Here is a 14,460-nt window from a genome sequence, read left to right as displayed (position 1 = left end):
CCTCTTGTAAAAGAATTCTGTCGATAACCGTTGACCTTTTAGTATAAAAGGCTGACGGTTATTTTTCTATACACTGTTTTATTTGACGCTTACAGTTTAACAATCTGGATGTTTGAAAAAGCAGATTCTAAATTCTAGGAAAGAGTTTAGAGTCTGCAATTATAAAAAGTACAGATTATTAAACTCTTGGTAATGGTAAAGATAATATATAAAACCCTCGGAGAGCCCAGTGCAATTTTGGCTTGCCAAAACTGCTAGGGGGTTATCATCTGTGGCAGAGCCAAGATGATAACTGTACTGCTCCGATAGATTTAACAGATAAAAAGGTAGTACAGATAAGGAGATGCGAATGGGAAATATTTCATATACAGCTCATGTGAGCAATAAGAAAAGTGCCATTACATCGAAATCTATTGAAAAAGAATATACGAATAAAAAAGAAAAACTGGAGTCTGATATTTCATGCCTGGAAAGTATGCGGCGGATTACTAAGTCACTATCAGAAATGGATAGTAGAGAATCAAAACAGATATCAATGGAACTTGACGAAAAGAGGTCAGAACTTCAATCGGTAAATGAAGAGTTGGCAAGTGCTATTGAAAAAGCAGAAGATGCTACGATATTACTTGATAGAATCAAGAATTTTGTATCGTCATTCAGATTATTTGCACCTACAATAGAAGAATATGCTAATCAGGTCGAAGCAGATAAGACAATAGAGGCAGGAAACTCATTCCGTGGAATATTGAATGAGCTGGGCAAGCTGCTTGAAGCATTCAAAGAACTGATAAAAGAAGGCTTGTGTTGGTTTCCGAGGCTGATGAGATGGAAAACTTCTAAAGGGGAAGTAGCACCGATATTCCTAGAGAAAAGCAGTGGCTATTCATATTCGTTGTATGGATATATGAATGTGGAGACTAAAGAATATTACTCTAAAGAGAGTGTTCGATGGGAGATTTCGGCAGGTAATCGCACTGGTACTGTTGAGCAGATGGATGCTAATGTTGAGGCGATGGTGAGGGATTTGCAGGAGATATTGAGGATAGGAGCAGAGCAGAAGAGATTGTGGGAGATGTATGAGGGAAAAGTAAAAGGATGAATAAAATATAAATACACATAGAGATATAATAGATAAGAAATCTATCGTCTATAAAAACCAGCAAGAATCAATAAATACACGATTGATTCTTGTTGATTTTTTATTAGAAAAATGATAGTATGTAAGTATGTATACTTACATACTAAATTAGAAATGGTGGTGATTACTTGGATAATGATAATTCTATTAAATTTTGCAATTTACTTGCACAAATGATAAAAGAGGCAAACTTATCAAATATCAAGTTTTACACCACACTCGGTATAAAAAAACCGTATTTTTATGACATTTTAAGTGGTAAAGTTAATCCACCTCCTCCAGAAAGACAATTTGCAATGCTAAAGTTGTTGAATCCAACAGAAGAGCAAAGAAATTTATTTTTTGACTTGGCTGCACAAGAGCGAAATGAAGTGCCTGCTGATATTGCTGAAATATTAAAAGATAAAGAGTTGTGCAGTGAATTGCGAAAAAACATAAATTACAAAAAAATACTTAAGAATGGAGATTGCAAAAATGAGTGATAATAAAAGAGAACAAGAAAGAAATGAACTTTATCGTACAATATGGACACTTGCTAATGAACTTAGGGGCAGCGTTGATGGCTGGGATTTTAAACAGTATGTTTTAGGTATACTGTTTTATAGATACATATCTGAAAATCTTACAAGTTACATAAATAAAGGGGAATGGGATGCAGGAAATAATGAGTTTGATTATGCCAAGATTGATGATGATGTAGCAGAAAGCATTAGAGATGAAATGGTGCAAGAAAAGGGATTCTTTATCAAGCCAACTGAATTGTTTAATAATTTATTATTGAAAATTAGAAAAGAAGATAAAGATGTTAAAGAAAAGTCTGAAAAAAATGGTAAGGAAATTGAAATTAGTGACTTGGACGAAAATCTAAATGAAAAACTACAAGAGATTTTTAAGAACATCGAAGCCTCTGCCATTGGAAGTCCAAGCGAAGAAAATTTTAAAGGACTGTTTGATGATATAGATGTGAACAGCAATAAGCTCGGACCAACAGTTATTAAAAGAAACAAAAGGCTTAAAAGATTAATTACTGTTATCGGGGATATGGATCTTGGTAATTATCAAGATAATTCCATTGATGCATTTGGGGATACTTATGAGTATCTGATGGGAATGTACGCTTCTAACGCCGGAAAAAGCGGCGGCGAATTTTTCACCCCACAAGAGGTATCTGAGCTTCTGACAAAAATTTCACTTCTTGATAATAACGGTAAAATGAAAACAGAAGTAAATAAAGTATACGATCCTGCTGTGGGAAGCGGTTCGTTACTTTTGAAGTTTGCAAAAATTCTTGGTAAAGACAATGTCCGTAATGGATTCTTTGGTCAGGAAATTAACATTACAACTTATAACCTTTGCCGCATCAATATGTTCTTACACGACATAGGTTACGATAAATTCAGCATTGAACATGGCGACACTTTGACTGATCCTAAGCATTGGGACGAAGAACCGTTTGAAGCCATCGTTTCAAATCCCCCGTACTCTATAAAATGGGAAGGCTCTGACAACGGAACACTGATAAACGATCCTCGCTTTTCTCCTGCCGGTGTATTGGCTCCTAAATCAAAAGCGGACTTTGCTTTTATTATGCATTGCCTGCATTGGCTTGCTACAGACGGAACGGCGGCTATTGTTTGTTTTCCCGGTATTATGTATCGTGGAGGTGCAGAACAGAAAATCAGAAAATATCTGATTGATAATAACTATATCGAATGTATCATTCAGCTGCCCGATAATCTTTTTTACGGAACAAGCATTGCGACTTGTATTATGGTTCTCAAAAAATCTAAAGTTGACAACCAAACTCTGTTTATTGATGCTTCAAAAGAATTTGTCAAGTCTACCAACAGCAATAAATTGGGGGATGGAACATCAAGCAACGAGCCTGATAACATTCAGAATATATTAAACGCTTATATCAACCGAAAGACGGAAAAGCATTTTACTGCTCTTGTTAAACAGGAAGATATTGAAAATGCAGATTACAATCTTTCTGTGTCAACTTATGTAGAAAGCGAGGATACAAGAGAAGCTATCGATATAGCTGTCCTTAACAAGCAAATATCTGAAATTGTTCAGCGTGAAAATACATTGCGTGCCGAAATTGATGCGATTATAGCTGAAATTGAGGAGGCGTAATGTATGAGATTATCAGATGTGTTATCAAAACCGATAACAACAGATTATGTACAAATAGAAGGCTTTTTGGGCAGTAGGAAGCTTAAAACCGGAAATTCTAAAAAAATAGCGGTCGGTAAAGTTGCATTAAATTATTATTGTAATAATTGCGGCGATCAGCGCACATTTTATTCTGGGGAGGACTTGTTCTGCATTGGTGTAAACGAAAAGACTGTCAGCATTGACTGTGTTCTTGAGTGCCCTCGTTGCGGTGCTTCTGTGCAAATGTGGTTTTTGCTTGAGTGCAGAGGAGAAGATAATATACATAGTCAATATCCTTATGTGCGTATTGCAAAAAGAAGTGAGAAATTTTCGGAAGCAGTTTCGCTAAATACTGAAACTTACGGTGATTTCACAGATGCTTTGGAAAAAGCCAGAAAGGCAGCCAGAGAAGGATTTGGAGCAGGGTCTATTGTTTATTTGAGAAAGGTTTTTGAAAGAATTATTATCCAAACAGCAGAGGCTGCAAATCCGCCCATTGAAACGAGGAAAGCAAACGGCAATCTTAAACCGTTTATTCAGATTCTTACACCAGTAAAAGATCAGTGTAATATCATTCCTTCGGAATTTGCTGAAGATGGCTATAAACTATTTGGTGAGCTTAGTGATGTAGTTCATGGAGATTATGACGAAGATGAGGCATTACAAAAATTTGATGCTTTTTATCGATTAGTTACAGGTGTACTGGAAAAAATAAAAACTAACAGAGAACTAATGGATGCGATAGGTACCTTAGGTTGGCATACCGGAGGTGAGGAGAATGAGTAAATTAGAACAACTTATAAATGAACTTTGCCCAAATGGGGTAGAATTTAAGAAAATAAAAAATAGTTATGCAAGAATAAAAGGTACTCCTATTACTGCGGGCAAAATGAAGGAAATTGCATCTGATGACGGTGAAATCAAAATCTTTGCAGGAGGAAAAACTGTCATCACTGCTCATGAAGCTGATATACCTAATGCAAATATTACGAGAGTACCTGCTGTTTTAGTGCAGTCCAGAGGGGTAATTGATGCTGTTTATTATGATAAACCATTTACTTTTAAAAATGAAATGTGGGCATATACAGCAGATAATCCAATCAAAGTAAAATATTTATATTATGTTCTGAAAAATAATATTGAACACTTCAGAGAAGCAGCTTCAGGAATGGGATCATTACCTCAAATTTCTTTGCGAGTAACTGAAGACTTCATAATTCCTCTTCCACCTTTACCGGTACAAGAAGAAATCGTTCGTATATTGGATAAATTTACGGAACTCACTACGGAACTCACTACGGAACTCACTGCGAGAAAACAGCAATATGAGTATTATAGGGACACTGTTTTAAATTCGATTAAGCAGAGTAAATTATATCCGATAAAAGAAGTTTGTGACACAATAACTAACTTTGCAGCAGCGGGTTCTTTTGCTGAAGTTTCAAAAAAAGTGCCTTATTTATCAAAACCAGATTATGCCCAGCTAATAAGAACAGTTGATATTAAGTGCAATTATACCAATAACTCACCAATTTATATATCTAAAGATTCATATGATTATTTGTGGAGAGTTCAATTAGATACCCCATGTATTGTTTTACCTAGTGTAGGAAATTGTGGAGAAGTATACTATATCGATCCAATAAAGCTACCGTATAAATACAATGCTCTTGCTAAAAACGCGTTGCTAATTCGTAGCAGTAAAGTTAATTTGCTATATTTAAAATACACATTTGAATCTTTTGAATTTCAAAAGAAATTGAAAAAAGTCACTTCAAATATGGGACAGAGTAAATTTAATAAAACCGATTTTGAAAAATTAACTATTCCAATTCCATATCCGGAAGATGAGAAAAAATCGCTTGCAGAACAACAGCGCATTGTTGATATTCTTGACCGTTTCGATAAGCTTTGCAACGATATCAGCGAGGGATTGCCTGCCGAAATCGAAGCAAGACAAAAACAATATGAATATTACCGAGATAAGCTCTTAACTTTTAAGAAAAAGGAGGCGGCGGAAAATGAATAGCTTTGAAATTGTGGCAAGCTCTACTGAAAGTACAGTAGTGGCTGAGTACACACCCGAAAAAAGAAAAAGCACCGACTATCAAAGCGAAGCGGCGCTTGAACAAGATTTTATAAATCGCCTTGTCAGTCAAGGCTACGAATACATTACTATAAAAAGCGAACAGGACTTAATTGACAACCTCCGTACACAGCTTGAAAAACTGAATAACTACACCTTTTTCGATAAAGAGTGGAACGACTTTTACAACAGCGTTATTTCAAACGGTAATGATGGAATTGTAGAGAAAACCCGCAAAATACAGGAAGAGTATCTGCAAAACATTACCCTTGATAACGGATATGTAAAAAACATCAAACTGATCGACAAAACCAACATTCATAACAATCATTTGCAGGTAATAAACCAGTATGAAGAAGATGGCGGAAAGCATGATACTCGTTATGATGTGACGATTTTGGTAAACGGATTGCCATTGGTGCATATTGAGCTTAAAAAACGAGGGAACGCAATTCGAGAAGCGTTTAACCAAATCAATCGATACCAGCGTGACAGTTTTTGGGCAGGCAGCGGATTGTATCAGTATGTACAGCTGTTTGTAATCTCCAATGGTACACACACAAAGTATTATTCTAATACAACAAGATTTCAGCATATCAAAGATAATGCAGAAAAAAACGCAGCAAAAAAGAAAAAGACTTCTAATAGCTTTGAATTTACAAGTTATTGGGCGGATGAAAAAAACCGTACCATCCCGGACCTTGTGGACTTTACAAAAACCTTTTTTGCAAAACATACGCTGCTTAATATTTTGACTCGTTACTGTGTGTTTACTTCAGATGATTTACTATTGGTAATGCGTCCTTATCAAATTGCGGCAACTGAAAAAATCCTAAACCGCATTATCGTTTCTACTAATCTCAAAAAAACCGGCAGAAAAGAGGCAGGCGGTTACATTTGGCATACCACCGGAAGCGGCAAGACTTTAACCAGCTTTAAAACCGCACAGCTTGCTCAAGGATTGAATTTCATTGATAAAGTATTATTTGTTGTCGATAGAAAAGATCTTGACTACCAAACAATGAAAGAATACGACAGATTTGAAAAAGGTGCTGCCAACAGCAACACCTCTACTAAAATTCTGCAAAAACAAATGGAAGATGATAATGCAAGAATCATCATCACAACCATTCAAAAGTTAGATAAATTCATATCCAAGAACAAAGAACATGAAGTTTATAAAAAACACATTGTTATGATTTTTGATGAATGCCATCGTTCTCAGTTTGGAGATATGCACAAGTCTATTACAAAGCACTTTAAAAATTATCATATCTTCGGGTTTACAGGCACCCCTATTTTTGCAATAAACTCGAACAGTTCCAACGCTCCGAATATGCGTACCACAGCACAGGTTTTCGGCGGTGAACCGGATGAAAACGGAAATAAAGTAAGACCACTGCACGCATACACCATTGTTGATGCTATCCATGATGGTAATGTATTGCCTTTTAGAATTGATTATATCAACACGATCAAAAACCCTGAGCTTTTATACGATAAGCAAGTAAAGGCAATTGACCGTGAAAAAGCTTTGCTTGACCCTAAAAGAGTATCTGAGATTACACAATACATTCTTGAACATTTTGAGCAGAAAACTTATCGCAATCAAAGTCGTTCCTATTATGACCATAAAGTGATTACGAATGTAGAAAAAATGGCGAGGTCCAAGAATAATACTGTATCAGAGCAAAAATCAACTGCAAAAGTAAATGGTTTTAATTCGATTTTTGCAGTTGCATCTATTCCGGCAGCGATTGCATACTACAATGAATTTAAAAAGCAAATGGAGGAAACGGGTCACAAATTAAATATTGCTACGATATTCAGTTTTAATCCAAACGAAGAAGATCCGGATGATATCTTGCAAGATGAGAATTTTGACACAAGTGGTCTTGATCAGACTTCACGGGATTTTCTTGACAGTGCGATTGATGATTATAATAAGCTGTTTAAGGTTAGCTATGATACATCTGCCGATAAATTTCCAAACTATTATAAAGATGTATCATTGAGAATGAAAAATCGTGAGATTGATTTGCTGATCGTAGTCAATATGTTTCTAACGGGATTTGACGCTACAACTCTCAATACCTTATGGGTAGATAAGAATTTAAAGGATCATGGTTTGATACAAGCGTTTTCCCGTACTAATCGTATTTTGAACTCAGTTAAAACATTTGGAAACATTGTTTGTTTTAGAAACCTTGAAACAGCCACTAATAATGCCTTAGCACTTTTTGGGGATAAAAACGCAAGAGGTATGGTTATTCTAAAAACTTACAATGAGTATATGAATGGCTATGAAGATGAGCACGGAAAGCATATTGAAGGTTATAACGAGCTTGTAACCAGACTGGTAAATGAATTTCCGATAGGCAGTCAAATCATCGGCGAGGATAACGAAAAAAATTTTATCAAACTATTTGGTAGCATTTTGAAATTGAGAAATATTTTAAGATGTTTTGATGATTTCGAAAATGATAGTTCTGTATCAGCTATAGATTTACAAGATTATCAGAGTATTTACATTGACTTATATCAAGATTATGCTAAAAAAAGTGACATTGAAAAAGAACGAATTAATGATGATATAGTTTTTGAAATAGAACTTATTAAGCAGGTTGAGGTCAATATAGATTACATCTTGATGCTTGTTGTAAAATATCATGAATCGAACTGTGAAGATAAAACAATTCTTGCTAATATTAACAAATCAATAGATGCAAGCGTTGAGTTACGTAGCAAAAAAGCTTTAATTGAAGGTTTTGTTGCCCAAATGACAGTAAAAACGGATGTTGAAAAGGATTGGCAAGATTTTGTAAAAAAACAAAAAGAGAAAGATTTAGAAAAAATCATTCAAGATGAAAAACTAAAACATGATGAAGCTCAAAAATTTATAGAGAATTCATTTAGAGATGGAGGAATAAAAACCACAGGAACAGATATTGATAAAATATTACCTCCAATTTCAAGATTCTCTGGTGGCTCAAATAGGGTTTTGAAAAAACAAACAGTAATTGATAAGTTAAAGGTATTCTTTGAAAAATATTTTGGAGTAATATAGTTAAAGATGTTTTGGATTAAGGACTCCAATCCTCATCCATAGCATCAGCCCAATCCTGCAACTCACAATCAAGAGCAAGTGCAGCATACATAAGCGGATTATCAATTGCAAGGTTATCAATAAGCCTTTGAGAGTTAGGTGTAGTATGGAGATTCTTTTCAGCTTCTGCACAGGATAAGAATAGAAGTGTATTATCAGCAAAAGCAATATCAATTCCGTTCTTGTACTGGTTATAGTAAGCAAAATGTATTTTCATAGTATTAATCCTTTCTTTGCTAAAGTAATGAGTAGCTCTGGGAATGTGTGGGCAGCCAACCGCATACAACACATATGCAACACTGCCATACACAAATCCCCTATTTATGGGCTTTTCATGTTCTCAAAACGTTAACATAGAGGAAAACTGGCAGGTGACATTTCCGATTACAGAGGAGTAAAGAAGAGGAGCCTCATAAACAGTGGTGAGAAACTGTTTATGGGGCTTTTTGCGCGGAGCAGTGGCGGTTTGTATGGTGGGAGAGGGCAGGATATGATATAATGAGCGCAAGTGAGGAGTATAGATACATGAAGCAACAATTCATACAGGCCGTCCAGTTCGACTGGAACCGAATCGATCCGGACAGCTATTTAAACTATATCGAAGCATTTCGGGGCATAGAACGCCTCGATTTCACAAAACCGATTACCTTCTTCGTGGGTGAGAACGGCAGTGGAAAGTCCACGCTATTAGAAGCTATTGCGGTGGCCCATGGCTTTAACCCGGAGGGCGGAACGAAAAATTATAACTTTTCCACCTATGATACCCACTCGGAGCTCTGTGACGCCATCCGTTTGATAAAAGGCTATCGGAGGGAGAAAATCGGCTATTTCCTGCGGGCGGAAAGCTTCTACAATGTGGCGACCCAGGAGGAGGACTATGCTGATCCGCTGCATCCGTCAGCCAGATATCACGAAAAATCCCACGGCGAGAGCTTTCTGGCTCTGGCTCAGAATTATCTGAGGCCCAATGGCCTGTATCTGTTCGACGAGCCCGAAGCGGCCCTTTCACCCCAGCGGCAGCTCACACTGCTGATGGAGATTCACCGCTGCGCGAAAAGCGGTAGCCAGTTCCTGATTGTGACCCATTCGCCGATTCTGCTGGGCATCCCGGGCGCGGATATTTACTGCTTTGACGACGGTGCGATTCACTCCTGCGCCTACGAGGAGACCGAGAGCTACCAGGTGACGGAAGTGTTCTTAAATAACCGGGAAGTTTTATTACGGAGACTTTTGGAAGAGGAAGACAATTAATGTGAAAAAGGCATATTATCATTTACCAGGCCTGTTCGAATTCTATGAGCTGTACCAGGTGTTTTTGCCCTTATACCGGCAGCACCGGGACTGGTTCTACGACTGGTGTGAGATAGGTTCCATCTACGGCGCTCCGGCGGACTGCCTTTGGGGCGGCGGCCGGGCCGGATTTGGGGAGCAGGGGCCGCGGGAGGTTCTGGCGCTGATGCAGGAATACGGTATTTCTGCCCGGCTGACTTTCAGTAATTCCCTGCTCCGGGAAGAACATCTTACAGACAAAAAATGCAATGCGCTCTGCGCCTTATTTGAGCAAAATGGAGCAGTGCAAAACGGCGTTATTATCCATTCGGATTTGTTGCTTGAGTATATAAAGAAGACCTATCCGGGACTTTATTTTGTGTCTTCCACTACAAAAGTTCTGACGGATTTTCGAGAGTGCCATAAAGAAATTCAGAGAGAAGATTTCCGCTATGTGGTGCCGGATTTCCGCCTGAATAAAGCATTGGATCAATGGAATACGTTATCGCAAGCAGAGAAAGACAAGGTAGAATTTCTCTGCAACGAATGCTGCTGGCCCGGCTGCCGGGATCGCAAACGCTGTTACGAGATCGTCAGCCGCAAAAATCTCGGAGAAGACGTGGAGCATGCCTGCCAGGCCCCGAATGCCACTGAGGGTTATCGCTTTTCCAAAGCCATGAAAAATCCGGCCTTTATCAGCATCGACGACATCCGTACGATTTACCTTCCCCGGGGCTTTTCTCATTTCAAAATCGAAGGCCGGAGCCTGGGCAGCGCCCTGATTCTGGAATTTCTGCTCTATTATATGACGAAGCCGGAGCACCAGTTGGAGGCGCGGGAAGAGATTTATCTGGATAATATGCTGGATCTGTTTTAATAAAAAATGGATTTTAAGATAAAGCATAAAATGAAACAAAAGAGGTTATACATGGATACATTTGTAATGCTGGAGGAACTGCTGGAGCAGGATCAGTTTGAGTTATTACCATCAAAAGAATGCGATACAGAACGCCGGTTAGTTTATCTGATGAACGACGCGGTGGAGAGCTTTCTGGTATTTCGCGGGGCGGCGCTGACCGGCCATTATCTGGAGGATTATGAGGGCGCGTTGACCTGGTCTATCAGCCGGGACGCGACCAGATATGTGCTGGTGGTCCGGCAGGGCGATAACGCGGTGACGCTGCTGTTTGAAAAGCTGGATCTGGAAGCACATCTCTATAATTATGGGAAAATCGCGCATTTCTGGGTGCCGGGGTATGAGTATCTGCGCCAGTTGGAATACCGGATTGCGATTCTCCGGGATAAATGCGAGTATCTGGGGATGGAATATTGTACGCCCATGGAGCGCCGTCTGGCCCATCTGGCTTATTTTCCACCGCTGAATTACTGCTGTTATCCGGCAGTCCCGGAGAAATACATCGTGCCGATTCCGGATCCCTGGAACCCTTCGGAGGATGCGTTGGATGTCATGGAGGAGCTGGCGCGGGAGTGCGGCAATCAAAAGCTGGGCCAAAGACTGGCCCTTTACCGGAAGTGCCCCTGGCCCTTTCTGGCAAAACGGATTGCGGCCATGCTCCATCGCGTAGACGGCGCGGATGTAGTAGACCTGCTGGCACAGCGGCTCCGGGAAGCGGTGCAGAACTATCCGCGGCGTTCTTTTGGAGAAGAAATAGATAAAAAGGTAAAGCGTCTGGAGCAGCAGGCCGAAAAACGCAGACGGGAGCTGGCCAGACGGGGTATCCGCGCGGAAGTACTGTGCGAGGAACCCTTTACCACCGCGCAGGATAATCTGGAATTCCACGTGTATCTGATGATCTGGGAGAGCAGAGGACGGGATCGTCGAGTCCGGATTGAGACGATAAAAGAATAGTTTCTGGCGCGGTATCTGATTCTGATGATATGAAAAGAGACGGCCATTGGCCGCCCCGCTGGTTTCCTGCTTACTGCTCGTTCCCGGAGTTATCTGGGGTCTGTTCCCCGTCGCCGGTTCCCTCACCGGCCAGCTTCAGCAAGTCTTCGATTTCCTCCACAGGCATGTCCATAAATGCGGACAGCTCCTCCACGGAGACCTGGCGCTCCAGTTCGCCGGAGAGCTCCTTGATGCCGTCGCTCAGCTCATTTAAGCGATCGGCAATCAGTTCACCGGCGGACTTTTCTGTCTGCTGATCTTCCAGGGCCTCGCTGACGGCCTTCTCAATTTCCTGCTTCAGGTAATCCAGGGCGGACACACCGTCCCCGCGGATTCCAAGCGTATCCAGGGCCAGCATCAGGCCGATATTGCCCTCCTGAATCAGATCGCCGATGGGCAGGCCGCGGCCCGCGTAATGCTTTGCGGTCTCCACTACCTTCGGAAGCAGCTGCTCTGTCAGATGGGACTTGGCGTCGCTGTCGCCAGTTTCCTCTACGTCCCGGCAGAGTTCCAGCAGAGCCTCCTCCGTAAGGGTCGTCAGGTAGCTTAAATCCTCCTCGTACTGGGCAAGGAAAGTCTGCTCCTCTTCCGAGAGGGTGGGCGCGCTGTCTTTCCCGCCCTTAGCTGCGGACACATAGCCTTCCACCGTGATCAGCTTGGACGCCAGGTACGCGAATACCAGATTGTACTGCTCCTCGGTCAGGTCCATATCCTTCAAAAATGTCTTCACTGCGTCAGTACTCAGGCGGTTGTTATTGATTTTCGCCAGCTCGCCCAGATCCTCCAGACGCTTCTGAAATACTTCTTTTTCCATTTATTTACTCTCCTTTTGCCCGGTCATCATCTCATGTTCCTTGCGGATCTCCTGATAGAGCTCGTACAGCGTCCAGTCCGCGTTGTGCTCTGTTACCATCGCTTTCAGGGGGATGGGCGGAACCTTGGCCTTCCGAAGGCCTGCCAGCAGCTCCTGTAAGCGCTGCTGGCTAAAGCCATGAAGGATCAGCATTTTTTCGGAAATCGCGGGCGCTTCCGGTGCATCCGTCTGCTCCTCGCAGCCCGCCAGCCCCGCCAGCGCGCCGATCTTTTCATCGGTCTGCTCCGGCGTGAGATTGCGGATCCGGACGCCCATCCGCACCAGCACGCCCTTTAAGAGCCGGTCTGCATCGGATTTCTCCGGTGTATAATAAAGCACAAGTTCTTTTCTTGCTGCCATGACAGTCTCCTTTTATAGAATAGAATCCAAAATGTATCCTTATTGTAGCATGCCGGAGAGGCTCCTGCAAGTAGGGCGTAAACGGTTCCGGTTTGGGATCAGAAAAGGCATCCCGGCGTGGGATGCCTTTGTTACCGGCCTCCGTCCTGCGTTCAGGACGTTCCGGCGTTTTTCATTTGTATCGAAACAGCTTACGCTACAACTACAACGTTGGTAGCCTGCGGTCCACGATTACCCTCGGTTACATCGAAAGTAACGGACTGGCCTTCCTCCAGAGTCTTGAAGCCATCAGCCACGATGCCAGTGAAATGTACGAATACATCCTCGCCAGTCTCAGCGTTGGTGATAAAGCCGTATCCCTTTGTTCCGTTGAACCACTTAACAGTACCCTTGTTCATAAAATAGAGCCTCCTATAACTAATAGAAATATGATTTGTCTGTCCGAATGCCATTTCGATTACAAAAAAATCACATGTTTTTGTAAAGCATCAAAGTGAACGATGACTTACAAAAACATGTGAATCAATCCTCTTCGAAAACACATTCAAACAATAAAATAACTATATCCTAAAAATGGAAGAAAGTCAAGGAAAACTTGGGAAAACAGCTGAAAATAAGCATTTCCTATCAAATAGCTAAGCATTGATCCGGAAAAAAATTTATAGTATGATGATAAAATAGACCGGACGGAAGAATGTGCCGGGACAGCGGAAAACAAACATGCAGGAGGTAGAAACATGCAGAGTACAGCAGAACAGAAGCTGGAAGCTTTGAAAGCATATTTAAGAGAACTGGGAAGTGTGGCCGTGGCCTTTTCCAGTGGCGTAGATTCCACATTTTTATTGAAGGTAGCCCACGATGAACTGGGCGACAGGGCCATTGCGGTGACAGCCCAGTCCTGCTCCTTCCCGAAGCGGGAGCTGGAGGCCTCCAAGGCTTTCTGTGAGAAGGAAGGCATTCGTCACTTTATCTGTGAATCCGAGGAGCTGGAGATAGATGGCTTCGCCCAGAATCCGCCCAATCGGTGCTATCTGTGCAAGCATGAGCTGTTTGAGAAGATTAAGCAGCTGGCCGCGGATAACGGCATCGCTTACGTGGCAGAGGGTTCCAATATGGACGACAACGGCGATTACCGCCCGGGTCTCCAGGCCATCGCCGAGCTGGATATCAAGAGCCCCCTTCGCAAAGCGGAGCTTACCAAAGCTGAGATTCGCGAGCTTTCCAAGAGCCTTAACCTGCCCACCTGGGACAAGCCGTCCTTCGCCTGTCTGGCGTCCCGGTTCGTATACGGTGAGACCATTACTAAGGATAAGCTGGGCATGGTAGAGAAGGCTGAGCAGCTGCTTCTGGATTACGGCTTCCGCCAGGTGCGCGTCCGCATCCACGACAATCTGGCCCGCATCGAGGTACTGCCGGAGCAGTTCGACAAGCTGATGGACGAGAAGGTCCGCACCGACGTGATAGCGAAGCTGAAAGAGTACGGCTTCCTGTATGTGACCATGGATCTGTCCGGGTACCGGATGGGAAGCATGAACGATGTGCTGAAAAAATAAGTTTACATAAGATAGGGCATGACAGT

At 41.6% G+C, this 14,460-nt stretch carries 14 protein-coding genes; 10 read left to right on the top strand and 4 right to left on the bottom strand.

Going from position 1 to position 14,460, the window contains the following annotated elements:
* The first annotated feature begins 349 nt into the window (after positions 1-349).
* The 6 genes from OCV63_RS02560 to OCV63_RS02535 all read left to right on the top strand — a co-directional run bounded on the left by OCV63_RS02560 (position 350) and on the right by OCV63_RS02535 (position 8,451).
* Complete coding sequence (locus OCV63_RS02560; protein WP_262670606.1) at positions 350-1,099, top strand: hypothetical protein; 750 nt, start codon at positions 350-352, stop codon at positions 1,097-1,099.
* A gap of 167 nt (positions 1,100-1,266) precedes the next feature.
* Positions 1,267-1,620 carry a hypothetical protein gene (locus tag OCV63_RS02555; RefSeq protein ID WP_022264417.1) on the top strand — a complete coding sequence of 118 codons (354 nt, stop codon included), beginning with the start codon at positions 1,267-1,269 and terminating at the stop codon, positions 1,618-1,620.
* A complete protein-coding gene (locus OCV63_RS02550) occupies positions 1,613-3,277 on the top strand; it encodes a type I restriction-modification system subunit M (RefSeq protein WP_158361852.1) in 1,665 nt (554 codons plus the stop codon). The genes OCV63_RS02555 and OCV63_RS02550 overlap by 8 nt, the downstream gene beginning before the upstream one ends.
* Before the next feature lie 3 nt (positions 3,278-3,280).
* Positions 3,281-4,084, top strand: a complete 804-nt coding sequence (locus tag OCV63_RS02545; RefSeq protein WP_158361851.1) for a hypothetical protein — start codon at positions 3,281-3,283, stop codon at positions 4,082-4,084.
* Positions 4,077-5,327: a restriction endonuclease subunit S gene (locus tag OCV63_RS02540; RefSeq protein ID WP_158361850.1), complete on the top strand. Its 1,251-nt coding sequence runs from the start codon at positions 4,077-4,079 to the stop codon at positions 5,325-5,327. The genes OCV63_RS02545 and OCV63_RS02540 overlap by 8 nt, the downstream gene beginning before the upstream one ends.
* On the top strand, positions 5,320-8,451 hold the full coding sequence (locus tag OCV63_RS02535) for a type I restriction endonuclease subunit R (RefSeq protein ID WP_158361849.1): 3,132 nt from the start codon (positions 5,320-5,322) through the stop codon (positions 8,449-8,451). Before OCV63_RS02540 ends, OCV63_RS02535 begins: the two co-directional genes overlap by 8 nt.
* A gap of 16 nt (positions 8,452-8,467) precedes the next feature.
* On the opposite strand, the gene OCV63_RS02530 is transcribed toward OCV63_RS02535, so the two are convergent.
* Positions 8,468-8,707, bottom strand: a complete 240-nt coding sequence (locus OCV63_RS02530) for a DUF6061 family protein (RefSeq protein ID WP_148486182.1) — start codon at positions 8,705-8,707, stop codon at positions 8,468-8,470.
* Between the two features lie 308 nt (positions 8,708-9,015).
* Between OCV63_RS02530 and OCV63_RS02525 the strand changes: the two genes are divergently transcribed.
* From OCV63_RS02525 to OCV63_RS02515, 3 genes are read left to right on the top strand one after another with little or no spacing between them, the layout of a single operon-like run.
* Positions 9,016-9,741, top strand: coding sequence for an AAA family ATPase (locus tag OCV63_RS02525; RefSeq protein ID WP_158361848.1), 726 nt, complete (start codon positions 9,016-9,018; stop codon positions 9,739-9,741).
* On the top strand, positions 9,737-10,636 hold the full coding sequence (locus tag OCV63_RS02520; protein ID WP_158361847.1) for a hypothetical protein: 900 nt from the start codon (positions 9,737-9,739) through the stop codon (positions 10,634-10,636). Before OCV63_RS02525 ends, OCV63_RS02520 begins: the two co-directional genes overlap by 5 nt.
* A gap of 51 nt (positions 10,637-10,687) precedes the next feature.
* Positions 10,688-11,629, top strand: coding sequence for a DUF3878 family protein (locus OCV63_RS02515; RefSeq protein WP_158361846.1), 942 nt, complete (start codon positions 10,688-10,690; stop codon positions 11,627-11,629).
* A gap of 70 nt (positions 11,630-11,699) precedes the next feature.
* Here OCV63_RS02515 and OCV63_RS02510 read toward each other — a convergent pair whose 3' ends face one another.
* From OCV63_RS02510 to OCV63_RS02500, 3 genes are all read right to left on the bottom strand, one after another.
* Positions 11,700-12,482, bottom strand: coding sequence for a sigma-70 domain-containing protein (locus tag OCV63_RS02510; RefSeq protein WP_158361845.1), 783 nt, complete (start codon positions 12,480-12,482; stop codon positions 11,700-11,702).
* On the bottom strand, positions 12,483-12,881 hold the full coding sequence (locus OCV63_RS02505; RefSeq protein ID WP_158361844.1) for a DUF3783 domain-containing protein: 399 nt from the start codon (positions 12,879-12,881) through the stop codon (positions 12,483-12,485).
* A gap of 191 nt (positions 12,882-13,072) precedes the next feature.
* Positions 13,073-13,279: a cold-shock protein gene (locus OCV63_RS02500; RefSeq protein ID WP_158361843.1), complete on the bottom strand. Its 207-nt coding sequence runs from the start codon at positions 13,277-13,279 to the stop codon at positions 13,073-13,075.
* Between the two features lie 339 nt (positions 13,280-13,618).
* Here OCV63_RS02500 and larE point away from each other — a divergent pair, with 339 nt between their 5' ends.
* Positions 13,619-14,434, top strand: coding sequence for an ATP-dependent sacrificial sulfur transferase LarE (gene larE, locus OCV63_RS02495; protein WP_158361842.1), 816 nt, complete (start codon positions 13,619-13,621; stop codon positions 14,432-14,434).
* The last annotated feature ends 26 nt before the right edge of the window (positions 14,435-14,460 follow it).

Source organism: Laedolimicola ammoniilytica (genome assembly GCF_025567165.1).
Lineage (GTDB): Bacteria > Bacillota > Clostridia > Lachnospirales > Lachnospiraceae > Laedolimicola > Laedolimicola ammoniilytica.
The sequence above is the reverse complement of the archived record's forward strand: the minus strand, read 5'-3'. Positions and strand labels throughout refer to the sequence as shown.

Excerpts from the sequence above, each read along its gene's own strand:
- OCV63_RS02560 (WP_262670606.1), top strand. The coding sequence starts at position 350 with ATGGGAAATATTTCATATACAGCTCATGTGAGCAATAAGAAAAGTGCC.
- OCV63_RS02550 (WP_158361852.1), top strand. The coding sequence starts at position 1,613 with ATGAGTGATAATAAAAGAGAACAAGAAAGAAATGAACTTTATCGTACA.
- OCV63_RS02545 (WP_158361851.1), top strand. The coding sequence starts at position 3,281 with ATGAGATTATCAGATGTGTTATCAAAACCGATAACAACAGATTATGTA.
- OCV63_RS02540 (WP_158361850.1), top strand. The coding sequence starts at position 4,077 with ATGAGTAAATTAGAACAACTTATAAATGAACTTTGCCCAAATGGGGTA.
- OCV63_RS02535 (WP_158361849.1), top strand. The coding sequence starts at position 5,320 with ATGAATAGCTTTGAAATTGTGGCAAGCTCTACTGAAAGTACAGTAGTG.
- OCV63_RS02530 (WP_148486182.1), bottom strand. The coding sequence starts at position 8,707 with ATGAAAATACATTTTGCTTACTATAACCAGTACAAGAACGGAATTGAT.
- OCV63_RS02525 (WP_158361848.1), top strand. The coding sequence starts at position 9,016 with ATGAAGCAACAATTCATACAGGCCGTCCAGTTCGACTGGAACCGAATC.
- OCV63_RS02515 (WP_158361846.1), top strand. The coding sequence starts at position 10,688 with ATGGATACATTTGTAATGCTGGAGGAACTGCTGGAGCAGGATCAGTTT.
- OCV63_RS02510 (WP_158361845.1), bottom strand. The coding sequence starts at position 12,482 with ATGGAAAAAGAAGTATTTCAGAAGCGTCTGGAGGATCTGGGCGAGCTG.
- OCV63_RS02505 (WP_158361844.1), bottom strand. The coding sequence starts at position 12,881 with ATGGCAGCAAGAAAAGAACTTGTGCTTTATTATACACCGGAGAAATCC.
- OCV63_RS02500 (WP_158361843.1), bottom strand. The coding sequence starts at position 13,279 with ATGAACAAGGGTACTGTTAAGTGGTTCAACGGAACAAAGGGATACGGC.
- larE (WP_158361842.1), top strand. The coding sequence starts at position 13,619 with ATGCAGAGTACAGCAGAACAGAAGCTGGAAGCTTTGAAAGCATATTTA.